Source organism: Bacillus tequilensis (assembly GCF_012225885.1).
Classification (GTDB): domain Bacteria; phylum Bacillota; class Bacilli; order Bacillales; family Bacillaceae; genus Bacillus; species Bacillus tequilensis.
In genome coordinates, this window is record NZ_CP048852.1 from 2,197,093 (window position 1) to 2,219,623 (window position 22,531).

25 protein-coding genes, 1 other RNA gene, 1 pseudogene and 1 riboswitch are annotated in these 22,531 nt (G+C 42.6%); of the genes and pseudogenes, 6 read left to right on the forward strand and 21 right to left on the reverse strand.

Annotated elements, in window-relative coordinates; genetic code table 11:
- Positions 1–86: 86 nt before the first annotated feature.
- Positions 87–186: riboswitch (purine riboswitch) on the reverse strand.
- Between the two features lie 140 nt (positions 187–326).
- The 4 genes and pseudogenes from ypwA to G4P54_RS11650 all read right to left on the reverse strand — a co-directional run bounded on the left by ypwA (position 327) and on the right by G4P54_RS11650 (position 4,738).
- Entirely contained in the window at positions 327–1,832 is a 1,506-nt protein-coding gene (gene ypwA / locus G4P54_RS11635) for a carboxypeptidase (RefSeq protein WP_167872738.1), read from the reverse strand.
- A gap of 109 nt (positions 1,833–1,941) precedes the next feature.
- Positions 1,942–2,464 (reverse strand): annotated as a pseudogene (locus G4P54_RS11640) (2-keto-3-deoxygluconate permease); the annotation flags it as partial.
- Between the two features lie 53 nt (positions 2,465–2,517).
- Positions 2,518–4,443, reverse strand: a complete 1,926-nt coding sequence (locus tag G4P54_RS11645; protein ID WP_167872739.1) for an ATP-dependent DNA helicase — start codon at positions 4,441–4,443, stop codon at positions 2,518–2,520.
- Positions 4,444–4,546: 103 nt separating this feature from the next.
- Positions 4,547–4,738 carry a hypothetical protein gene (locus tag G4P54_RS11650; RefSeq protein WP_167872740.1) on the reverse strand — a complete coding sequence of 64 codons (192 nt, stop codon included), beginning with the start codon at positions 4,736–4,738 and terminating at the stop codon, positions 4,547–4,549.
- Positions 4,739–4,900: 162 nt separating this feature from the next.
- Between G4P54_RS11650 and G4P54_RS11655 the strand changes: the two genes are divergently transcribed.
- Positions 4,901–5,053, forward strand: a complete 153-nt coding sequence (locus G4P54_RS11655; protein ID WP_010327933.1) for a YpzG family protein — start codon at positions 4,901–4,903, stop codon at positions 5,051–5,053.
- Positions 5,054–5,104: 51 nt separating this feature from the next.
- On the opposite strand, the gene G4P54_RS11660 is transcribed toward G4P54_RS11655, so the two are convergent.
- The 9 genes from G4P54_RS11660 to G4P54_RS11700 all read right to left on the reverse strand — a co-directional run bounded on the left by G4P54_RS11660 (position 5,105) and on the right by G4P54_RS11700 (position 12,475).
- Positions 5,105–6,262 (reverse strand): THUMP domain-containing class I SAM-dependent RNA methyltransferase, encoded by a 1,158-nt coding sequence (locus G4P54_RS11660; protein WP_167872741.1) that lies wholly within the window; start codon positions 6,260–6,262, stop codon positions 5,105–5,107.
- A 100-nt stretch (positions 6,263–6,362) separates the two neighbouring features.
- Positions 6,363–6,745: RNase P RNA component class B (rnpB, locus tag G4P54_RS11665), an RNA gene on the reverse strand.
- A 65-nt stretch (positions 6,746–6,810) separates the two neighbouring features.
- Positions 6,811–7,107: a cell division regulator GpsB gene (gene gpsB, locus G4P54_RS11670; RefSeq protein ID WP_003225629.1), complete on the reverse strand. Its 297-nt coding sequence runs from the start codon at positions 7,105–7,107 to the stop codon at positions 6,811–6,813.
- A gap of 79 nt (positions 7,108–7,186) precedes the next feature.
- Complete coding sequence (locus G4P54_RS11675) at positions 7,187–7,729, reverse strand: SLOG family protein (RefSeq protein WP_167872742.1); 543 nt, start codon at positions 7,727–7,729, stop codon at positions 7,187–7,189.
- Positions 7,730–7,817: 88 nt separating this feature from the next.
- The gene (gene cotD, locus G4P54_RS11680; protein WP_081719867.1) at positions 7,818–8,039 is read right to left on the reverse strand and encodes a spore coat protein CotD; all 222 of its coding nucleotides are present in this window, start codon (positions 8,037–8,039) and stop codon (positions 7,818–7,820) included.
- 82 nt (positions 8,040–8,121) lie between these two features.
- Positions 8,122–8,250, reverse strand: a complete 129-nt coding sequence (locus G4P54_RS11685) for a hypothetical protein (RefSeq protein ID WP_142675241.1) — start codon at positions 8,248–8,250, stop codon at positions 8,122–8,124.
- 100 nt (positions 8,251–8,350) lie between these two features.
- A complete protein-coding gene (locus G4P54_RS11690; RefSeq protein ID WP_167872743.1) occupies positions 8,351–9,601 on the reverse strand; it encodes a ribonuclease H-like domain-containing protein in 1,251 nt (416 codons plus the stop codon).
- Positions 9,602–9,616: 15 nt separating this feature from the next.
- A complete protein-coding gene (gene mrfA / locus G4P54_RS11695) occupies positions 9,617–11,866 on the reverse strand; it encodes an ATP-dependent helicase MrfA (protein WP_167872744.1) in 2,250 nt (749 codons plus the stop codon).
- Between the two features lie 102 nt (positions 11,867–11,968).
- Entirely contained in the window at positions 11,969–12,475 is a 507-nt protein-coding gene (locus tag G4P54_RS11700; RefSeq protein ID WP_024715292.1) for a PTS sugar transporter subunit IIA, read from the reverse strand.
- A 137-nt stretch (positions 12,476–12,612) separates the two neighbouring features.
- Here G4P54_RS11700 and G4P54_RS11705 point away from each other — a divergent pair, with 137 nt between their 5' ends.
- Complete coding sequence (locus G4P54_RS11705; protein WP_024715291.1) at positions 12,613–13,032, forward strand: Hsp20/alpha crystallin family protein; 420 nt, start codon at positions 12,613–12,615, stop codon at positions 13,030–13,032.
- A 20-nt stretch (positions 13,033–13,052) separates the two neighbouring features.
- Here G4P54_RS11705 and G4P54_RS11710 read toward each other — a convergent pair whose 3' ends face one another.
- Entirely contained in the window at positions 13,053–13,424 is a 372-nt protein-coding gene (locus tag G4P54_RS11710; protein ID WP_024715290.1) for a YppG family protein, read from the reverse strand.
- A gap of 186 nt (positions 13,425–13,610) precedes the next feature.
- Here G4P54_RS11710 and G4P54_RS11715 point away from each other — a divergent pair, with 186 nt between their 5' ends.
- Positions 13,611–13,799 (forward strand): YppF family protein, encoded by a 189-nt coding sequence (locus G4P54_RS11715; RefSeq protein ID WP_167872745.1) that lies wholly within the window; start codon positions 13,611–13,613, stop codon positions 13,797–13,799.
- Between the two features lie 39 nt (positions 13,800–13,838).
- Here G4P54_RS11715 and G4P54_RS11720 read toward each other — a convergent pair whose 3' ends face one another.
- Positions 13,839–14,210 carry a YppE family protein gene (locus tag G4P54_RS11720; RefSeq protein WP_167872746.1) on the reverse strand — a complete coding sequence of 124 codons (372 nt, stop codon included), beginning with the start codon at positions 14,208–14,210 and terminating at the stop codon, positions 13,839–13,841.
- Positions 14,211–14,242: 32 nt separating this feature from the next.
- Positions 14,243–14,488 carry a YppD family protein gene (locus G4P54_RS11725; RefSeq protein WP_024715287.1) on the reverse strand — a complete coding sequence of 82 codons (246 nt, stop codon included), beginning with the start codon at positions 14,486–14,488 and terminating at the stop codon, positions 14,243–14,245.
- A gap of 197 nt (positions 14,489–14,685) precedes the next feature.
- On the opposite strand from G4P54_RS11725, the gene sspM reads away from it, so the two are divergent.
- Positions 14,686–14,790, forward strand: coding sequence for an acid-soluble spore protein SspM (sspM, locus tag G4P54_RS11730; RefSeq protein ID WP_024715286.1), 105 nt, complete (start codon positions 14,686–14,688; stop codon positions 14,788–14,790).
- Positions 14,791–14,814: 24 nt separating this feature from the next.
- Here the strand turns inward: sspM and G4P54_RS11735 are convergent, their stop codons facing one another.
- Entirely contained in the window at positions 14,815–15,777 is a 963-nt protein-coding gene (locus tag G4P54_RS11735; protein WP_032682114.1) for a DUF2515 domain-containing protein, read from the reverse strand.
- Between the two features lie 40 nt (positions 15,778–15,817).
- Here G4P54_RS11735 and recU point away from each other — a divergent pair, with 40 nt between their 5' ends.
- A complete protein-coding gene (gene recU / locus G4P54_RS11740) occupies positions 15,818–16,438 on the forward strand; it encodes a Holliday junction resolvase RecU (RefSeq protein WP_004398007.1) in 621 nt (206 codons plus the stop codon).
- A gap of 21 nt (positions 16,439–16,459) precedes the next feature.
- Entirely contained in the window at positions 16,460–19,192 is a 2,733-nt protein-coding gene (locus G4P54_RS11745; RefSeq protein WP_167872747.1) for a PBP1A family penicillin-binding protein, read from the forward strand.
- Positions 19,193–19,266: 74 nt separating this feature from the next.
- Here G4P54_RS11745 and G4P54_RS11750 read toward each other — a convergent pair whose 3' ends face one another.
- The 4 genes from G4P54_RS11750 to asnS form a co-directional block, all read right to left on the reverse strand.
- Positions 19,267–19,761 (reverse strand): YpoC family protein, encoded by a 495-nt coding sequence (locus tag G4P54_RS11750; RefSeq protein WP_024715282.1) that lies wholly within the window; start codon positions 19,759–19,761, stop codon positions 19,267–19,269.
- Positions 19,758–20,417 (reverse strand): endonuclease III, encoded by a 660-nt coding sequence (gene nth, locus G4P54_RS11755; protein WP_167872748.1) that lies wholly within the window; start codon positions 20,415–20,417, stop codon positions 19,758–19,760. Before nth ends, G4P54_RS11750 begins: the two co-directional genes overlap by 4 nt.
- An 18-nt stretch (positions 20,418–20,435) precedes the next feature.
- The gene (dnaD, locus tag G4P54_RS11760; protein ID WP_024715280.1) at positions 20,436–21,134 is read right to left on the reverse strand and encodes a DNA replication protein DnaD; all 699 of its coding nucleotides are present in this window, start codon (positions 21,132–21,134) and stop codon (positions 20,436–20,438) included.
- Positions 21,135–21,232: 98 nt separating this feature from the next.
- Positions 21,233–22,525 carry an asparagine--tRNA ligase gene (gene asnS, locus G4P54_RS11765; protein WP_024715279.1) on the reverse strand — a complete coding sequence of 431 codons (1,293 nt, stop codon included), beginning with the start codon at positions 22,523–22,525 and terminating at the stop codon, positions 21,233–21,235.
- Positions 22,526–22,531: the final 6 nt, after the last annotated feature.

Genomic DNA, 22,531 nt, shown 5'->3' on the forward strand with positions numbered 1-22,531 from the left:
CTTACCTCCGTTATGAGAATGAAAAAAAGCATTGCCCGCTCAAATAAAGAGCAAGCAATGCTGATATAACAAAAAACCGTACATGTGCGGTCTCATTGCTCACCCATAGTCGAACATTTACGGTGCTCGGTAGAAACTTGCGTGCCATATCCACGCGATTATATGAGTGTTCCTATGATATTGTAATAAATTATAGCAAGATTCTAATCTCTTGCATAGAAGAAAACGAAAGTTTCCGAACTTTATTTTTATTTTTTTGATTATTATTCGTATTTTGTGTTTCCTGCACCTAAAAAAGCCTGACGGCCACGCCGCCAGGCTTTTGATTATGATAGATAGAGATTGGAGTATTTGTTTGACAAATAGTCAATCAAATAGCGCACATTCAGCTCTTCTCCTGTCGCATCTTTGATAATATCTAACGGCTTTTTCCGTTTTCCGTGAATATGCACCTTTTCCGTCAGCCATTGTTTGATCGGGTGAAATTCTCCTCTTTCCAAGAGAGTGTCAAACTCAGGCAGATCCTCGAGCATTTTTTGTTTCAGCTGAGCCGCATACATGTAACCGAGCGCATAGGATGGGAAGTAGCCGAAATCTCCTCCGGCCCAATGGACGTCTTGTAAAATCCCCTCTGCATCCGTCTGCGGTGTAATCCCTAAATAATCCTGATATTTTTGATTCCAGAGAGATGGCAGTTCTTCCACTGACACTTCATTGCTGAAAATCGCTTTTTCTATTTCATAGCGGATCATGATATGAAGAGGATACGTTAATTCATCCGCTTCAACCCGGATAAAGGAAGGTTTTGATTCATTGATTGCCCGGACAAAATCTTCCAGAGAGATGTCCTTGAACTGGTCAGGTGATGCTTCTTGAATCTTCTTATAGTATGATGTCCAAAAATGCTTGTTGCGGCCGATAAAATTCTCGTAAAATAATGATTGAGATTCATGGATTCCCATTGATGCACCGTCTGACAAGTTCGTGCCGCTCAGTACTTCATCAATATTTTGCTCGTATACCGCGTGACCGCACTCATGAATGGTGCCAAATATCGCCGTACGGAAATCTTTTTCATCGAATCGCGTCGTGACCCGAACGTCTCCTCGGTTCATCGTGGTCGCAAACGGATGAACTGTTTCATCAAGCCGTCCGCCGTCAAAATCGTAGCCAAGCTCCTGTAAAAAATACAGGCTGAGCTCTTTTTGCTTTTCCTTAGGGAACTCTTTCGTAATAAAGCTTGTATCAGGTTGATTTCCTGAAGCTGTCACTTGTTTAACGAGTGGAACAATCGCTTCTTTGAGCTCCGCGAACAGCTGATCAAGCACCTTCACCGTGACACCTGGCTCAAACAAATCAAGCAGTGCATCATAAGGATGCTCTTGATAACCCCAATACGTAATAAAGCGTTTATTGAATTCAATCAGCTGCTCTAAATAAGGGGAAAATAAGCTGAAATCAGATTTTCCTTTCGCCTCTTCCCACGCTGTTTCCGCCTTTGAACACAGAATCACGTATTCCTTGTATTCAGCCTCAGGGATTTTCTTATTCTCTTCATACTCTTTTTTCGCCAGCTCCACAGCTTTTTTTGTATCTTCAGATAAGTCATCAAATCGTTCATGCAGGACATCGATCAGCTCCTTCATTCGATCTGATGTCTGGATGTTGAATATATCTGTTGAAAGCTGACCAATGCTTTCGGCACGATCCTCTGAGCCGTTTTTCGGCGCTCCGGTTCTGGAGTCCCAGTGCATTAATGCAACTGCTTCGCTGTAATGTGAGATTTTTTTTAAAAGATCAAAAAATTCCTTTTCATATGTATGTATCTCCATGTCCATTCCCTCCCTATTCTAGCCGTTCCATTACAGGCTAATGGAAGGGGGTATGAAAGTCAAATTGTTTGTATAAGAGGCTGCCTGTTTTGACAGCAGCCTTCTTTATTCAGTTAATCGGCATTTTATTGTTTGGCGGCGATGTTAACAGCGAGGCGACAATCACGCTCGTCGCTATGATCGCAGCTGCTGATTCAGCAATTGGCGCAAATGAGGTATTCGCTTCCGCTAACGCGTATGGCATAGCAACAGCCGCTTCCGCAACGCCGTCTCCACATGCGACAAAGTGATCAAGTAAAAACAAGGAATCGCCCGATAAAATGACGGCAAAAACACCGATAAATATACCGAGTAGCACTGATTTGATCAGCATTCCGAAATTCAAGGTGTTGCCCAGCGAAAAGGCAAAGAATGAGATGATCGCCGGCACAACCTTGCTGAATAAGTTTCTAAGATCCTAATCAAGATTCCGAGTATACAGCCGAGTAAAAACGGGATGACTGTCGTTGCCAGCGTTTCCGAAGGGAATGCGGCAAGTCCTGTTACCCCAACGTCACTATAGTCATAAAAGGCCCTGATTCCGTACTGATGCTCGCTTCCTCTTTTCTTCCGATATGATTCATGAACGCGACAATTGCTAAACAAATAAAAAAAGCTGACGAAATGGATCGTCAGCTTTTTTCCATTACATCATTTGAGGTTCAACAGGCAAAACCTTTTTGACTTCTGCAATGATGCGTTCATTTTCTCCGCCAGCATAAATGTGAATCGAGCCGCTGTCTTGGTTCGAACGAATCAGACGCCCGATGCCCTGCCGTACGCGTAATAACATATACGGCAGATCCACTTCTTCAAACGGATCTTTTTTCGCCCCGTTGCGTTTCGCTGTAAATACAGGATCATGAGGCGGGAACGGCAATGACCAAATGGTAACATTCTTTAATGCGTCACCAGGAATATCGAGTCCTTCCCATAAATGAACCGAACAAAGTACTGTTTCCTCTTCCACTTGGAATTTCTCCACTAAGCTGCTGATTTCTTCATCACCTTCAAAGAAAATCGGATACGGCAGCTCCCAAGCCGCCGACAGCTGTTTAAACCTGTTTAGTTCCTCAAAAGAAGGGAAAAGCACCAGCGTTCTGCCCTTATAACGCTTGATCGCTTCAATCGTTTCAGCCGTTTTTTGTTCAGCGGCCATCTCTGTTTTCGCATACAGATTAACAGCCATTTGCTCGTCATAATCATAAGGTGAATCAACGGTTAATGACAAATAGTCCCGAATCCCGAGACTGTCGGCAATATAATCAAACGAACCGCCTTCTGACAGCGTAGCAGAAGAGAAGATATAAGGAATTTTCTTAGAAAACACTTTCTCGCCAAGCACTTCCGCTACCGTTCTCGGCATCACAACGAAGGTTGATTCTGTTTCCTTTTGCTCCAGCCAGCTGATGGCATCCTTTTGATATAGAGATAATGAATACGCCATTTGTTCAACATATTCTTCCACAACTGACAGCTCATATTGATCAATCGTGTACATCTCAGACTCAAATACAAGTGCTTCACCGATTTTATCAAGCAAACGGCATAGCTCGTCCGCCGCCTTTTTCACACGCTGGTCATTTTTTATTTCTAAACGGTGTGAACCGGCTACTTCTTTTGATTCATCAGAAAGAACATAGAAAAATTCATCGTTCGCAGCAAGCGCATCTTCAATCAGTTCTGCAAACTCTTCTCTGATGTCATTTTGCAGCAAACGTTCTAAAAATAATTCAAGAGTGGACTGCTTCACTCTGTAGGTCAGCGCTTTTTGTGCGGCAAACTCTAACAGATGCCCTTCATCAAATACAACTGCGCTATGATCAGGCAAAAGCGGCAGCTGGCCCTCTCGTTTACGTGATTCTTCCGTCCATACATGCTCCATATAAAAATCATGGGAACATATGATTAAGTCCGTTGACTTGCGGTAGTAATCTCTGGACAGCGTCAGACCGCATCTGTGTCTCATATCACAAGTCAGACAATCCTGAAACGAGTCGTAACTCACGTCAGACCATTCTTCATTCGATAGATTTGCGTACTGCTTTCGATCTCCATACGGATAAAAGCGTTGCATCGCCTGTGATTCATGGACAAATGACGGTAAGGATTCATAAAGATCCAGCCATTTATCATCATCAGATCGCTGCATTGTTTTTTCAAGCTTCTTCAAGCATAAATATTGTTCATGCGACTTTGACAGCCTTGTATCTATTTTTAGATCCAAATGCTCAGCGAGCTTTGAGATATCGCCCTCTTTTTTCACCAGCTGTTCGATTAATGTTTCATCAGCGCAAGCGATAATGGCGGGTTTACCGACATATCTTGCATAGCTGATCGCGAAAAGAAGATACACGAGCGTTTTCCCTGTTCCCACTCCAGCTTCGGCAAACATGACTTTTTTCTCTTTAAACGCCCGCTCCAGCTGAAAAGCCATAAATATCTGCTCATCCCGAAGATCAAAGCCTTTTTCGGGAAGGATATCGTAAAACACGTCACCAATCCAATTGTTCAATTCTTCATAAAAATTCTTTGTTTTTGTTAAAGAAAAAGGCAAACGTGATGTTGTCACCTAGTTTCAACCCCCAACTATTCGACATTCAGACCACCAATAATATCATTTCCCGCTGATGAATACAATAAAAAAACTTGGCAATGCCAAGTTTTTTTGCAGCTTACTTTCGATTGATCACATGCGATGATAAGAAAGGATGGTCTGTTGAATAAATATGTTCCACCGCTTTTTCTAAATCATTTTTCGCATGCGACATCACATACGGAGACGAATCAACCCCGAGCTCCTTCAGCTCGTTTGCTGTTGCGTCAAGCGCCCTTTGAATTAGATTAAAATGTTCACTGTTCAGCATGAGATCACCTCTGATGGAAATAATCATCATTGTATGCGAACTTTTTATTATATATACATGCTTTCCGCATGTTATCACTGAAACATGCACAAACTACACTCGATATTCCATATCCGGATTATCCGTCTTATCAACAATATTCTATCAGGGAGTGATGTTGACATGAGTTATAGAAATCGATTAGATCAGCATTCTGAACTGTTTCATCACAATTGGACGCGGCCTAAACGTTCTAAGTCTCAAGTAAACGGTCACACTGAAATGTCCCAAACCAACATTATATTGAGAAGCAACGCGAAAGCACACCGTTGGTAACGATAGAATATGGTGAAAGATGAAAGAAGACGCATGCAGAGCGTCTTCTTTTTATTCGTTTTCTGTTTTCTTGCGCTGCGGCCTAACTTTAGCCCAGTATTGATAATAATCTGTTTTAATAAAGCCATTAAAAAGCTTTCGTTTCTTTGTCGCTTTTCTGCCGTATGTTTCCTCAAAATTCTCGTTTGATGTCAGCATATACACAGACCAGGTATCAAGCGGTTCGAACGCCTGTCCCATTTCTTTGTACATCTGCTCAACAGCTTTTTTCTCGCCGAGACGCTCTCCGTATGGGGGATTGCCGACAATCACGCCAAACTCCAGATTGGTCGTGAAGTCTTTGACCTGCATCTGCTTAAATTCAATTAAATCTCCCAAGCCAGCTTCCTCTGCATTTTCTTTTGCGATTTGAACCATGCGGTGGTCTATATCGCTTGCGAAAATCGTAAGCGGCTGGTCATAGTTCGCCTTTTCTTCGACTTCAAGCCGCGCTTTGTCCCACAGCTCTTTGCCGATCCATTCCCAATCCTCTGAGACAAAATCACGGTTAAATCCCGGAGCGATGTTTTGGCCGATTAACGCGGCTTCAATCGCGATCGTTCCGGAACCGCAGAAAGGATCGACAAATGGACGATCCGGCGTCCAATTGGTTAATTGCACTAAAGCAGCAGCAAGTGTTTCTTTTATCGGCGCGCCGCCCTGATCGATACGGTATCCTCGTTTATGAAGACCTGTTCCTGACGAATCCAGCGTAATAACGGCCTGATCTTTCAATAAAGAAATTTCCACCTTATACTCGGCACCTGTTTCTTCAATCCAGTCATTGGCTTTGCCGGACTGCAGCTTGAGCTTTTCGACAATTGCTTTTTTGACGATCCGCTGACAGTCAGGGACGCTTGCAAGTGTTGATTTCACTGATTTCCCGATGACAGGGAACTTCCCGTTTTCAGGTATAAATGAGCGCCAGTTAATCGCTTTCGTTTTTTCAAACAGTTCATCGAACGTTTTCGCTTTAAAAGAGGCAACCTGAACCTTTATCCGGTCGGCTGTTCTAAGCCAAAGGTTTGCACGGCAGATGGCAAGCGCATCACCTTCAAAAATCACTTTTCCGTTATCAACCTGGCATTCGTATCCTAAATCTCGTACTTCCTTTGCGACAACAGCTTCAATGCCCATCGGCGCCGTTGCAATTAGTGTATACTTCTTCATCGTATCACCCTGTCTGTTAAAACTTTTCTCTTTTCAAGATAAAAGCTCTCCTTATACGGGAGAGCTTGTTTTCATCATTTTAAATGTAAGTGGTCTAACGTTCTGTAAGCCATGTTTTGTTCCGTCGTACTGCAAACGGCTCATCACCTCGTACTCGGGCGGCAATCATCTATCTACAGAAAGCATTCTGTCCTTCTCTCCGTTGAATTCCGTTAAGAAGGTTCCCCTACCAAAATTTGGGTTTCTCGCTCGAGGGGTTTACCGCGTTCCACTCTCACCATTTCTAGTGAGACTTCGTCACTGTGGCACTTTCAAGGATACTCAGCCATATCCAAAGGACGTAGGCTTTTTTCCTGCCGTCAGCCTCTAAAAGGCTGCCCTAGCTTATGACTTCGCTAGGCACGAACACTACGGGCATCTCAGCACCGTGCGAGCATGGACTTTCCTCTACAGATTCAAGATCTGCAGCGATTACCCGAACGTTAAGAACATCAATTATTATATAACAACTGATTGCAATTTACAAGCGCCATTTTTTTCAAGCGCGATCAATCATAAAGCTTGCTGCCAAAAACGTGTTTTTCTAAGTTGGACAGCCGTTTTAAAATATCAAAGTTCGTTGTGTTAGATTGCACAGGCTGTTTCTTGCTGGCTTCTTCAAGCTGTTTTTTCAGCTGCAGATTTTCCTGCTGCAGTTCTTCGATTTCTTGATGGAAGGTTTCATAATCCTTAATAATCATATCTAAAAATTTGTCAACGTCTTCTTGCTTGTAGCCTCTAACGCCTGTTTTAAATTCTTTTTCCAAAATTTCTTTCGCAGAAAGCTTTACTTTATCAGCAAGCATCATTTTCACCTCGTATCGTGAATCATCACATCTATTTTTTCAGAAATCTGAACGGTTGTCAAATTTCTCTTGTTGTTATTTAGTAGCTGTCTTCCTCTACTGTCACTCTCAAGTCATCCATTGTAATAAAGTAAATGGGATAACCATCGTGTTCGCGTCTCTTTTCAGCCGTTTCAAGCATGTACCTTGGAGATCCTTCCTTCTCAGGATCATATAACAGCAGCAAGGCGTCTGATTTTTCTATAAAGAACTGATTTTTTTGTTTAAACTGAAGCGGGCTTTCATAGGGCCTGTGAGTCAAGCTCTCTTCATAGTCGGCCTGTGCCAGAACCGCTTCATAAAGCTCTTTATTAGGCTCTTTCCAGTTCTTTTCCTGCTCGTAAAAAGGGGTAATCACAGCTACCTTTAAATCCGGGTATTCCTCCTGCAGGTCATAAGCAGTTTCAGCTGCCCACAGTTCGGCTCCAAGCTGGCCCGATATTAAAATCCATTCTAAGCCCTCATCAAGAAATCCGATCAGCCGGTTTTTGATCGCTTTTTTTATGTAATACAGCGCTTTATCATCCTGCTTAAAAATCCCCAATTCAAACGGTTTATATCCCGTAATAGCCAATACTTTCAAATTTTCACCTGCTTTTAAAAAATGGGGTCCCCTTTAGGGCCCCATTTTTATTGTTGCGTGTTTCAGCAATCAGTCTGCCGATTCAATACTAGCAGCAAGGTTTTCCTGCCTGAAAATGCTGATGTGTTGTCGGATCATAGCTAGAGTAAGTGTGTGGATAGTAGTGAACATGATCAAAATGATGATGATTTACATTTGTCGTATGCTGTGGATGAATATGCGGCACGACAGTATTGGAAAACGTATGGTGCTCACAGCAATGCGTAGGATGGACAATCGGCGCCATCACGTGCGGTCTGCAGTGGTACATGATAAGATCCCCTTTCCATAACTTTATTACAATACTATGCTATGAAAAATAAGGGGTACATGTTCTAATACAAAGACCTATTTTAAAAGTGTACAATTAAACTGTCTTTAAAGTTTGTAAACACAAAAGCAATCAAAAATACCACAACAAAGAACAAGTAAAAAACACCCTTATACATACCAACTCTCCCTTTAAAAATAACTAACGTTATTTTACAGGATTCGCCGCTATTCTACAACAAAATCAATGTGAATTCAGCAAAAAAAATTCATGGCGAAACAAGTCGTCTTTTGCGCTTTCCCGGGGAATATTTAAGAAGAATATTTCCTCTTCAGCCTGGCGATTCTCACATACAGTTTTTCGGTTTCTTTTTCTGATAAAAATGCCGAATCGCTAAGTAATTTCTCTGTTAAATTCAATGCTTTCCCGAACGCTTTTTTCTTGTGCTCTAAATATTTCGCAAGCTCTATCACAGCAGCGTATCTGCATTTCTGATTTTGCGAGCGGGACAGCATTTCCCAAAGCGGCACTGCTTTCTCCAGCCGGTTTTGTTTTTTATACAGGAGCGATAAATCCAGCCGTGCACTATCCTGATCCGCAAACGGTTTTTCTATAAGCTTTTCGAGCTGTTTGACCGCTTGATCCGTTTCTTTATGGGCCAAAAACCATTTGGCCATGGCATAAGCCTCATTGTGTTCTTTTGGGGCTGATTCTGAAAGAATTTTTTTAGACATATGAATGTACAATGAAATAAGCGATAGCACATCCATTTCGTTATGATGCAGGACACCTTTTAGAAGGTCCGGCTCTTGCGCTTTAATAAAATGAAAGTAAAGCATTGGCGCCAAGTAGCCCGGTGTGTCTTCTTGTCTGCGGATGCCGAGCTCCTCTTTTTCAACCGTGCCGAGAGATACGCGGTCCATTTTATGTTTCCACAGGCGTCTCGCTCCATGCAAAAGGTCAAAGTGGCCGTACTCCGGAAGCTTCGGAAGTCTGTCACGGATCAAGGTGTGCCTTGTTTTCACCTGCGGCCAATCAAAGGCTTTTCCGTTGTAGGTCACAAGTGATGTAATGTCAACCTCGCTTAAAAAGCTTTGATACAAGGCGACTTCATTCCCCGGTTTAGGCAAAAGATGCTGTTTGACTGTCACTCGGTCCTCATATACTCTCGCATGGCCAAGCAAAAAGATGGTGTTTCCAGCGCCGCCTCCAAGACCGGTTGTTTCTGTATCAAAGAAAAAGAGGCTGTTTTTGTTATACCCTTTTGCTGACAACGTATGCGACAGGCTGCTTTGATTCCACAATGTGATCACTTCATCAAGCTCAGAAAAACTGTATAATCCGTGGTGGTGAGAAAGCGGATATTCTACTTCTCTGATGAGGCAGTATTCATCTTCAAAGAAAAAAGGTTTCATGCCAAAAGCCTCCCACTCTTCTAAAAACGGGATATCAGCATGATTTTGAGCGAATTGGTTTTCTTGTTTGCCCGCTTCTATTGTATGTTCTCCTTCGTCGAGCACCATATGCTTTTTCATTCGCTGGAGCTTCCCTTTTAATGACATCTCTGACCTCCCTCCTTACGACATTTGATCCAGCAGCTGCAAAATTCCTTCCTTTGCTTTTATTCCGTCTATTTCGGTACCTATACAAGACGGGCAGCCGTCATGACAAGGACATTGTTTGATGAGCTGTTTCGCCGCTTCATTAATGTCTGAAAAACGTTTGAAAACTTCCTCTGCCAAACCGATACCGCCCGGATAATGATCGTATAAAAAGATCGTCGGCAATCCGGTATGCGCTGCTTTAATTTGAGAAACAACATGAACATCGTTTCGGTCACACATGATATACACAGGGACAATATGCTGCAGTACATTTGAAATGCCGAGAAGCAGCTGTTCCAGCGTCTTTTCCCCGATGTCTTCGTTTGCGGTTTTGATTTCGAGCCAAGCCGCACTTGTATGCAGTTCTTCTTCCGGCAAATGAATAGGACCAGACCCAATGTTTTCAAAAGTGGTCATTTTAATTTTTTTAAAAATGGTCGGCAGGGCATTGACAGTAACATCACCGTAGTGCAATGACGTACGGCTTTTTTCCTTCATTTTATCAATTTCTAAAACCTTCAGCTGTACTGCCAGGTTGGCATCCGTATAATATTCGACATCGACTTTTCTAACATAAGCTTTTTTATGGTCCCAATCGAGTTTTTCTACCTGATATTGAACCCCTTCATGCAAATAAATCGCTTCATCATGCAAAAGCGTCATCGCGCTAAAACGATCCATTTCACCGATAATTCTTACACTCGCAATGTCTGATTGATCAACAATGACGACATTTTCTTGTGATGCGGAACGCAAACTGATATTGGATGCAGGAAATGATTCACTTGCCCAATGATACCGTTCGCCGTTCCGGTGTAGAACGGCCTCTTCTTGAAGGTACTCAAGAATATCACTTACATCCATCGGCCCGAACTCTTCATCAGCTCTAAAAGGAAGCTCATAAGCCGCACACTTTAAGTGGTCTACCAAAATAATCAAATTCTCCGGATTGATTCTTGCAGATTCCGGCGACCGGTTAAAGAAATATTCAGGATGGCGCACAATATATTGATCAATCGGCGTTGAATTGGCGACCATAATAATCAAAGACTCTCCATGCCTTCTGCCAGCTCGTCCCGCCTGCTGCCAAGCACTTGCCACACTTCCGGGATAACCCGTCATCACACACACTTGCAGCTGGCCGATATCAACACCGAGCTCTAAGGCATTCGTACTGACTACCCCTACAATCTCGCCTTCTCTCAGACCTCTTTCGATTTCTCTTCGCTCTTTCGGAAGATAGCCTCCCCGATAGCCTCTGATTGACTTTGTTCCAATCTCTTTTTTCACAAGCTCCTGAATATGGCTTAAAATAATTTCCACCCGTACTCTGCTTCTGGCAAAAACAATCGTCTGCACTTTGTTTTTCAGAAACTCTTTCGCCAGTTCATTCACTTCTGCGGTTGCGCTCTTTCTAATATTCAGCGGTTTGTTTACAATCGGCGGATTATAAAATACGAAGTGCTTGCGTCCGCTCGGGGCACCATTGTCATCAACCAGCCGCATCGGCTGACCCGTCAGCTGCTCCCCCAATTCCTTCGGGTTGGCAATCGTTGCGGAAGTACAGATAAAAACCGGATCACTGCCATAAAACCGGCAGATCCGCTTCAGCCGCCGGATCACATTCGCCACATGGCTCCCGAACACACCTCGATACGTATGAAGCTCATCGATGACGATATACTTAAGATTCTCAAACAAACTGACCCATTTCGTATGATGCGGAAGAATGGCAGAATGCAGCATATCGGGATTTGTAATGACAATATGACCTGCTTTTCTCACCTTTTGCCTGATTGCAGGAGACGTATCCCCGTCATATGTAAAGCTTTTAATATCAATGCCCATTTCATCAATCATTTCATTTAGCTCGCTCTTTTGGTCTTGTGCCAGCGCTTTTGTCGGAAATAAATATAGCGCCCGGTTTGTTTCGTCTTGAGCGATAGACTGCAGGACAGGGAGATTGTAGCATAACGTTTTTCCCGATGCGGTTGGCGTTACGGTAACGATGCTTTCTCCTTTTTGCACATATTGGAAAGCGGAGTATTGGTGGGTATATAGTGCATCAATGCCCCTTTTCGAAAGGGCTGCTTTTATTCTCTCGTCGATATTTTCAGGCATTGGCCTTGTTTTTGCTTCACGAGGCTCTATTTCATGCCAATTCACCACATTTTCATTTCCTTTTAACTCAGAAATGAGCTCAGTCAGTGATTTCTTTTTCATTCTTTACACCTCTTTGTCAAGTACAGTTTACCGAATATTTGTTTGCATGGCTAGGTGCAAATTTTATACAATCGCACAAAAAAAGCAAGGCATACGCCCTGCTTATTTCACTTTTATTGCGAAGAGCTTTGTCTCGCCTTTACGGGCAGCCTTTTCGCCTGCCGGCACGATAGATTCGACAGCTTCACCATTCATGATAACAATCGGGATGACTGTGCTGCTCGCTTTTTCTTTTATCAGCTCCAAATCACACGTAATCAGCGGGTCACCGATCTTCACTTTGTCTCCCTCTTTAATGTGAGCAGTAAAACCTTCTCCGTTCATATTAACCGTTTCCAGCCCCACATGAATTAACAGTTCAATTCCTGAACGAGTCCGAATGCCAACTGCGTGTTTGGTGTGGAAAATCTGAATCACTTCCCCTTCAGCAGGTGAAACGATTTCGCCGTTTGAGGGTTCAACCGCTATTCCTTCCCCCATCATTTTCTGTGAAAAAACAGGGTCAGGTACATCTGTCAGGTCCATTACCGTACCGTCAGCCGGAGAATAAATAACCTCTTCTGTCACTTTTTCCTGAGTTTTGCCCATTCCGAATAATTTTTTCAGCACTGTGTTTTCTCCCTTCTCATTCACTACAACCGTTATCCCTTCATTCACCACTATTTAACCACACTTTCAATTTTGCTTCAATTTATAACAACATCTGGCACAGGCGCATAATCTGAATAAAAAAGGCGGTGGCAAATTTGGAATTCTATGATGACGAAAAGAACGAACTGCAAAAGAAGGAAGATATTATCACGGAGGCAATAGACCAACTTTTCCAATCCTCAGCTTTTGGCAACCTTTTAAGCGGATTTCAAAACCTGATCAATTCGAGTTTAAAGGATGTACAGACGACCATAGATGTCAGAGAAAGAGATGCCGGGCTGTATGTCGATATCACCATTCCGGCGACATTTCGAGATGGCGAGATCGTCGTTGATGTTAAATCCATGTATCTGCATGTAACACTCCAAGAAAAACAAAAACAGCATCATGAAGCCACTTTTACAAGCATGACAAGAACGGTTCAGCTGCCTTATGAAGTACGCCAAGAAGATATGGAAACATCTTGGAATGAGCAGACAATGACCCTTTTCTTTCCAAAAAATAAGCATGAATGATCAATTCATTCATGCTCCTATCATTTAAAAAAGCTGGTCAATCCTTTTATTAAAGATCCGACCTGATTCATTGCACTCATCACTTGACCAGTAGTATCCATCATTTTATTAAAATCAAACTGCCCGTTGGCTTTTTTGAACTGCGACATAATACTCTGAAATTGTGAGGGCTGCTGCTGATTAGGCTGCGGGATTGGATAAGGGTTGGAAAATACAGGCGGCTGCATAGGTTGCATAGATTGGATCGGGACATACGGCTGATAATAATCCTGCTGCCCATAATGCTGCTGCGGGAAGTATTGCACTGGTGAGGCCTGCTGATAATATCCTTGCATCTGCTGAGGATCATAATAGCCCATTTGCTGAGGATAGCTTTGAAAACTCCTGTTCATTGCGATTCCCCCTAAACTCAACATGTTTCTCTTCTATATATGTATGAATGGAGTCTATCGTTTGTGTCACAGGTCCTGAATCACGTTTGTCAAATTGTGTCGAAAGTTTAAATTTTTTAAAAACAGAAAAAAGTCGAATCATTATGGTACCATATTTTCAATACAGATGAGAGGGGATGCACCATAATGAACGTATCATACTTAAGCAAACGTTTTGCAGAAATGAAGAAATATGAAACAGACTGTATGAATAAACTGATGGACTTTGCCAAGTTCCTCTATATTCAAGGACATCTTAGCACAATTGAGTTTCGTAACAGTATGAAGGTTCTCGAAGCAAATGGAGCAGAAAGCCCGGCATATGAGCTGAATTAACGTCCGGCCCCCTATAACCAACATAAAAGAAGACAGCCTTCACCGGCTGTCTTCTCTTGTAAGCTCATCCTTTACTGCGTGCAATGTATAAAGAACTGACTCCGTGATATCCTTGAATCGTTTTTTATGAATATGATGAACATATGATTGAAGGATCAATTCCAGAAAATGATCTTTCGCAGTTTCGATTTGCTCTTTATGCACATATTTTGGCCGGCGGGCTTCTATCAATTCAAGCGCCCCTTTCGCCCATCGAACCGCCAGATCATCATTCTCTTCAACGGCTGGCTTTATCGTCTCAAAAAAATCATAGGAATGATCACTTTTTTTCCCTTCCTGATACCGATCAGCGCCTTTTTCAGCAGCTTCAATCATTTGCTCTGTCATTTCCAGCAATGTTTGTGATTGCAATACCTTTCACCTCAATGCATATCGTACCAAATTCAGCCGATGCGGTATACCTTTTCAAATGCATACCTGTGTTCAGGTGAGTGATACAGCTCATTTATACAAAAATGAAGATCTCTCATTTCTTCTTCCAGCACACTCAGACGCTCACTTTCCGTTTCCCGCATCTCAGCCTCAAATGCGTTTATAGAATGATTCAAGCTCTGCTCAGCTCGGGTTAATTCGTCTTCTATATCAGAAAGCATATGGAGAATATCTGTCTTGCTTACGAAACCGGACATTCGTGTACCTCCCTTTCCTCGTCTCTCCAGGTAAAATTCTGTATTCTTCAGGCTCAATCCTTCCTCATGACAAAACTAGAAGCTAATCGCCAAACAAACAGATATTCCACGAAAAGCTGAAGTTTTCGACAAAAATACCCGCAAACATTGTATGATCCTCGCTCTTAATGCAAACGATACTTATGAGGAGGTGCCGTATGAAAACAAGACCAAAAAAAGCCGGCCAGCAAAAAAAGTCTGAATCAAAAGCAATCGATTCTTTAGATAAAAAACTAGGCGGCCCGAACCGTCCTTCTACGTAAGAAGCAGGGAAATTCCTTGCTTCTTTATTTTTTCAGCCAATGCTCGACTGCAAAAAGGGCATGGAGCTGGCGTTTTTTATGTAAGTACCAGTCTGTCAATTCAATCTGCTTCGGCAATTCCTCACGCCTAAACAACGTTTTCTTTATCTTTCCATGAAACCAATCTGTTTTCCTGCCGTCTAATGAGTGGATTAACTCAGGGTAGCATGTCCTTAGCATTGGAGATGTTCTTTTTGTAATCCCCATCATTTTTTCCATATCAAAACGGGAGCCTGTGTGCGGCACATTGTGCAAAAAGTGATAAAAAGAAGCGAATAGCTCTGGACTGAACAGCAATTGAGACAGCTGCTTTCCCAGCCTTATCCTTTCCTCAGTCCTTGAAAAGCGTTTCACTGAAATGCCGTAAAGAAAACCATCTGCAACAGGAAATAGAACGGTATTAAAATGAAACCAGTCACTTAAATAAAAAGGAATCGTGTCAAAAACGTTCTTTTTAAACGAAGGATTTTGTATAATAGGTGTTTGGATAGTGTTTTGTTCATTTATAATGAGAGCATACATCAGCCGCTCCGTGTCGTGCTCATGCCAAAAACGGGCCCATTCTTCCATCATAAATCGTGAGACGCCAAACATATGCAGATGATGGAACAGCGGTTTCCCGATTTTTTTTGACCAGTGGTACAAAAGAAGTTGCGGATAGGCATCCGAAAAAATAAGCCAGTTCGCTCTTTCATAGGCTAAAAAGAACCACTTTTGCTGTCTCTCACGGAGTCCAAGCTGAAACAGACTGCCTTTTAAGTCAGTCATTGACCAGCCGGCATTGCGAGAAACGAAAGATGCCAAGAGCGACCATTTGATCTCCGGATGACGATCATAAAATGCTTTATATGCATTCGTTCTTGAAATGTTATCTGCGTTTTTTGCTTTTGTCTGCCGCTCAATCCGGCTCAAAAGCTTTCTGATGGTCTGTTGTTCTTTCACGTTCATTCACTTCCGTCATGAATAGTTTAATAAGGAGGATGAGAAAGTGATTCGGTATCCTAACGGAAAAACGTTTCAGCCGAAACATTCGGTTTCATCCCAAAACAGTCAGAAAAGGGCTCCGTCGTACAGTAATCGCGGAATGACCCTCGAAGATGACTTAAACGAAACGAATAAGTATTATCTGACAAACCAAATTGCCGTCATACACAAAAAGCCGACACCTGTTCAAATTGTAAATGTCCATTATCCAAAAAGAAGCGCCGCAGTGATTAAAGAAGCTTACTTTAAACAGTCATCGACAACAGATTATAACGGGATTTACAAAGGGCGGTATATTGATTTTGAGGCGAAAGAAACGAAAAACAAGACCTCTTTCCCCCTGCAGAATTTCCATGACCATCAAATCGAGCATATGAAACAGGTAAAGGCTCAAGACGGTATTTGTTTTGTTATTATATCCGCTTTCGACCAAGTTTATTTTTTGGAAGCCGATAAGCTGTTTTATTTCTGGGACAGAAAAGAAAAAAACGGCAGAAAATCAATTCGCAAAGATGAGTTAGAGGAAGCAGCGTATCCGATTTCTCTTGGATACGCACCTAGAATTGATTATATTAGTATTATTGAACAGCTTTATTTTTCGCCGTCATCAAGTGCGAAAGGTTGATTAACGAAAGGTTGAGATGTTATGTCAGATCAATTTAACAGCCGTGAAGCTCGACGAAAAGCCAACAGCAAATCGAGTCCTTCACCGAAAAAAGGCAAGAAACGAAAAAAAGGTGGATTGTTTAAAAAGACCCTTTTCACTTTACTCATTCTGTTTGTTTTAGGCGTAGTCGGCGGTGCCGTTACATTTGCCGTCATGATTTCAGATGCGCCAAAACTGGACGAAAGCAAATTGAAAACACCTTATTCATCAACAATTTACGATAAAAATGGAAAAGAAATCGCTGAATACGGCTCCGAAAAGCGGTCCTACGTCTCGATAGATGAAATTCCCGATGTTGTAAAAGAAGCTTTTATCGCGACAGAAGATGCGCGTTTTTATGAGCACCACGGGATTGACCCTGTCCGTATCGGAGGCGCCTTAGTCGCCAACTTTACAGACGGCTTCGGGGCTGAAGGCGGAAGTACAATCACCCAGCAGGTCGTCAAAAACTCCCTTCTTTCCCATCAGAAGACGCTGAAACGGAAAGTACAGGAAGTATGGCTTTCACTCCAGCTGGAGCGCAATTACTCTAAAGATGAAATTTTAGAAATGTATTTAAACCGAATTTATTTTTCTCCTAGAGCATACGGAATCGGAAAAGCGGCGGAAGAATTTTTCGGCGTCACAGATTTAAGCAAACTGACTGTGGAACAAGCTGCGACACTTGCCGGTATGCCGCAAAGCCCAACAGCGTACAATCCCGTTAAAAACCCGGATAAAGCAGAAAAAAGACGGAACATTGTACTCAGTCTGATGAAAAAACAAGGATTTATTTCTGATTCTCAATATAACAAAGCGAAAAAAGTGGCAGTGAAAGATGAAGGCGTTGTGTCACAGAAGGAATATGAAAAAACAAATTCAAATAAATACAGTGCATTTGTTGAAGAAGTCATGAAAGAAATTGAAGAAAAATCTGATGTCAATCCAGGTACTGACGGATTAAAGATTTATACGACATTAGATACAAAAGCACAAGACAAACTTGATGAATTAATGGACGGAGACACTGTCGGATTTACTGAAGCCATGCAGGGCGGTGTATCGCTTCTCGATACAAAAACCGGAGAAGTCCGCGCGATTGGCGCAGGAAGAAATTCTAAGGTTGGGGGCTACAATTACGCGACTCAAGCTAAGCGACAGCCCGGGTCTACCATTAAACCTATTCTCGACTATGGACCAGTCATCGAAAACAAAAAATGGTCTACTTACGAGCAAATAGACGACTCTGCTTACACGTATTCAGATGGAACACCGATCCGTGACTTTGACCGCGAATATCTAGGACCTATCACTATGCGTTACGCCCTTGCACAATCAAGAAATATCCCAGCTCTAAAAGCATTTCAGGCAGCCGGTAAGGATACTGCTGTAGACTTTGCAAATGGGCTTGGACTTGGATTAACAAAAGATAATGTATCAGAGGCCTATTCGATTGGCGGTTTTGGTGGAGACGATGGTGTTTCTCCTTTGAAAATGGCAGGCGCCTACAGCGCGTTCGGAAATAACGGAACATATAATGAACCGCATTTTGTAAAGTCTATCGAGTTTAACGATGGCACGAAGCTAGACTTAACACCAAAATCTAAATCAGCCATGAGCGATTATACTGCGTTTATGATTACAGATATGCTGAAAACAGCTGTTAAGTCAGGTACTGGAAAACTCGCACAGGTACCTGGTGTGGAAGTCGCAGGTAAAACAGGAACGACTAACTTTGATGAAAACGAAATCCAAAGGTACAATATTGCAAAGGACGGCGCCCGAGATTCTTGGTTCGTCGGCTACACACCGCAATATACAGCTGCCGTCTGGACGGGTATGGAAGAAAACGAAGCTGGAAAGAAATCACTTTCAACTGAAGAGCAAAAAGTTGCAAAGCGTATCTTCGCCCAACTCATCGCCGATGTCGATGACGGAAGCGGATCATTCGAGAAGCCTGACAGCGTAGTGGAAGCTACTGTGGAAAAAGGCTCTAATCCTGCAAAACTGGCAGGACCGAATACGCCAAGTGATAAAAAGCTCACAGAGTACTTTGTAAAAGGTACGGCTCCTTCTGCTGTTTCTAAGACATATGAGAAAGAAGAAAAAGAAGATACCCAAAAGCTGTCTGGCTTAAGCGTGAAATATGATAAAGACAAGCAATCATTGACATTAAGCTGGAATTACGACGGAGATGCGTCCTTTGCTGTTAAGCAATCTGTTGATGGCGGCAGCTACTCAGAAATTCAAAACAGCTCTGCAAAAGAGGCAGTGATTTCGGGCGTGCAGCCAGGATCGGTTTACAAATTCGAAGTAACAGCCGTCAGCGATGATGGCAAAAGTACAGCTTCCACATCCTATGAAGTTCCGAAAGCTGAAGACGACAAAGATCAAAAAGACCAGCAACAAACGGATGATAAAAATAAAGATGATGAGAAGCCTCAGGATGACACACAAACTGATGATTCAAATAACAATCAGACGGATCAAGATCAGACAGACGATTCAACAAACGATCAAGACAAAAACCAAGGCAATACCAACCCATCAGACAACAACCAAGACCAGTCAAACGATACCAATAACAACAACGGCAACAATCAGGATACGTCGGATGGTGATTCAAACTCAGGTAAGAATGATTCATCAGGTACTGATACAAACAAAAACAAAACAAATCCTACCGACAAAACACAAACAAACTCATCACCAAAAGCTGAAAAAACAAATTAGACAAAAAGCCGTCACCCAAAAGGTGATGGCTTTTTGCTCATATTAAAAAACCTCCCCTATTAGAGGGAGGTTTTTTAACGATTCATCGCATGATATTTATAAAAATGCTTTTTCATTTCAGTAAACAGTTCATCAAGCTGAATAAAGCAATGGTATTGGGTCGGCTTTAGAAGAATAAACTCCACTCGTTCAGCCCAATTGATCGGCTTTGCGGGAAACGACTTCTCCGTCAGTTCAGCCCAATCGAGTGATTCCACCCGCTCACCTGCCGTCCAGTGAAACGAAGCAAGCAAACATACAATGCCCTTCAGCATGTCGTTTTGGTCGCATCTTGATTTTCGTGTTTGAAAGACAGGCAGAAGTGATTCTTTGATGTCATCCCACACATTGAATAAAAGCGGAACGTACTTGCCGTTGTCCTTCCATGGTAAAACGCCTTGAGAGTCTGTACAGAAGTCAAAATACACCGGGTTAATCCGCAAGACTTCTTTCATATCCGAGGCGCTCATTGGTCCAAGACTGCACAAAAATTGCTCATAGGAAGCCAACACTTCTCTTGCTTGCGTCATCGTTTCACCAGTCCTTTTTTCTCTCTCTTCTGCCCTTCTCTGCACAGAGAAAGCAGCGGACATTCCGCACAGCGCGGTGACTGAGCCTTACAATGATATCTGCCGAAGAAAATAAGCCGGTGATGCGTAACAGACCAGTCTTCTTTCGGTACCTTGCGCATCAGTGTTTTTTCAACTTCCAGCACCGAGTCCTTCCACCGGCAGATGCCCAAACGTTTGCTGACTCGCTCCACATGAGTATCTACAGCAATGGCCGGCACGCCAAAGGCAACGGATACTACGACATTGGCAGTCTTTCTTCCCACACCTGGCAGTTTAACAAGCTCATCGCGGTCTTTCGGCACTTCTCCGCCGTAATCTTCAATAATCATTTTGCTTAGTTTTTGGATATTTTTTGCTTTATTACGGTATAAACCAATTGATTTAATATCCTGCTGAAGCTCTTCAAGCGAAACAGCCAAATAGTCTTCAGGTCTTTTATATTTTTGAAATAATGTTTTGGTCACTCTGTTTACAAGTGCATCTGTACATTGCGCCGATAAAGCGACAGCCACCACTAATTCAAAAGGATTGGAATGAACCAATTCACACTCCGCATGGGGAAACATGTCGCCTATCTTCTCTAAACAGAATTCAATTTGTTTAAGATTTAACACGTTTGTCACCTTTTCACTTTATTGTTCAAGCCAATTGTAAAAAGGAACCTGCCTTTTATACTCTTTTTGAGGTTCATTCTGCTTCGATTGTCCTCGCCTGAATTTTTGACTGTGGATTTTTGCCTGCTCCACAGTTTTCAGCCCGTTTTTTTTCCATTCGAACAAAATCCGGTCAATGTAGCGGAAACTGAGTTTACCTGATAGCACAGCCTCTTTTAACGCGTGTTTGATCAGCTGTGCGTCATGCTGATCTTGATCCTGCCAGATAGCCAGTGTTTCACACTCCAAAGGTGATAATGGCCTTGCGAACTCTTCCTCAAAGATGGTATAAAGGCTTTTTTGTTCCCCTTCTGCTTTTTTTTCCTGTGTCTGAGTCTGTGCAAGCTGTATATACTCGTACAGCTTGCCCCATAAGGGCTGAAGAGAATACTTTTCAAATTTGATGCCGTTTTGGTCTTCGCATTCTTCAATAAACAGAAAACCTTTTTGAATAAACATCCGCAATCTGTTTGTACATTCCTCAACAGAAATAGACATACCCTCCTGCAGCTGATTCGGTGTTGGGAAATAAGAGCCTTTTTCTAAATGCATTTTAATTTTCAACAGCAGAATAAGCTCTGTCTCATTAAGTCCAAGCTGTTTATAATGCGTAAGCAAAAGATTGGGGATTGTTGACGTTCCCTGCTCCTGCATGTCAATAAATTGCTGTTTTTTCATCGTTACACCTCTTACTGTAAAGGATCGTGGTTTCCCCTTTACTGTAAAAAGTCTCCCTTGCAGGAGACTCTTTTTTGTTTCATTTGAATGTATTGGTATTACGGATAAAGACGGTTTAACAGTCTTGGGAACGGAATGGTTTCACGCACGTGAGGCGCTCCGCTGATCCAAGCTACTGTCCGCTCTAATCCAAGGCCGAAGCCGGAATGAGGAACTGATCCGTATTTTCTAAGTTCAGCATACCATTTATATGCGTCAGAATCCAGTCCATGTTCTTTAAGACGCGCTTCCAAAAGTTCCATATCGTGAATCCGTTCAGATCCGCCGATAATTTCTCCATAGCCTTCCGGCGCAATCAGGTCAGCGCAAAGCACGACATCCTCGCGGTCAGCAGCCGGCTGCATATAAAACGGTTTTAGAGATGTTGGGTAGCGAGTGATGAAAACCGGTTTGTCATAGTGTTCAGCAATCGCTGTTTCATGAGGCGCTCCGAAGTCGTCTCCCCACTCGATATCGTCAAAGCCTTTTTCTTTTAGAAAATCAATCGCTTCGTCATACGTGATTCTTGGGAACGGCGCTTTGATTTGCTCAAGTTTTGACGTGTCTCTTCCTAATATGTTTAATTCAATTTTGCAATTCTTAAGAACTGACTGCACAATGAAAGAAACGTAATTTTCCTGTACTTGAAGGTTTTCTTCGAATTCAACAAACGCCATTTCCGGTTCGATCATCCAGAATTCGATCAAGTGACGCTTTGTTTTAGACTTTTCCGCTCTGAATGTAGGTCCGAAGGAGAATACTTTTCCTAACGCCATAGCCGCAGCTTCCATGTAAAGCTGACCGCTTTGAGACAGGTAAGCATCTTCATCAAAGTACTTTGTCGCAAAGAGCTCTGTTGTTCCTTCAGGTGCGCTTCCAGTCAGAATCGGCGGATCCACTTTTACGAAGCCTTCGTTATTAAAGAACTCGTAAGTCGCACGAATGATTTCATTACGGATTTTCATGATCGCATGCTGGCGTTTTGAACGCAGCCATAAATGTCTGTGATCCATCAAGAATTCCGTTCCGTGCTCTTTTGGTGTAATTGGATAGTCAGTCGCTTCGTGAATGACTTCAATACCTGTCACAGCTAGTTCATAACCAAGCGGAGAACGCTCGTCCTCTTTAACAATTCCTTTTATATAGAGTGACGTTTCCTGCGTCACTGATTTAGCTGTTTGGAAAATGCTTTCTTCCACTTCTGCTTTTACTACGACACCTTGAATAAACCCAGTACCGTCCCGCAGCTGTAAAAACGCGATTTTCCCGCTTGAACGCTTATTAGCGACCCAAGCTCCGATTGTTACTTCCTCACCTACGTGCTTATACACTTGGTTGATTGTTGTTTTCAACATATT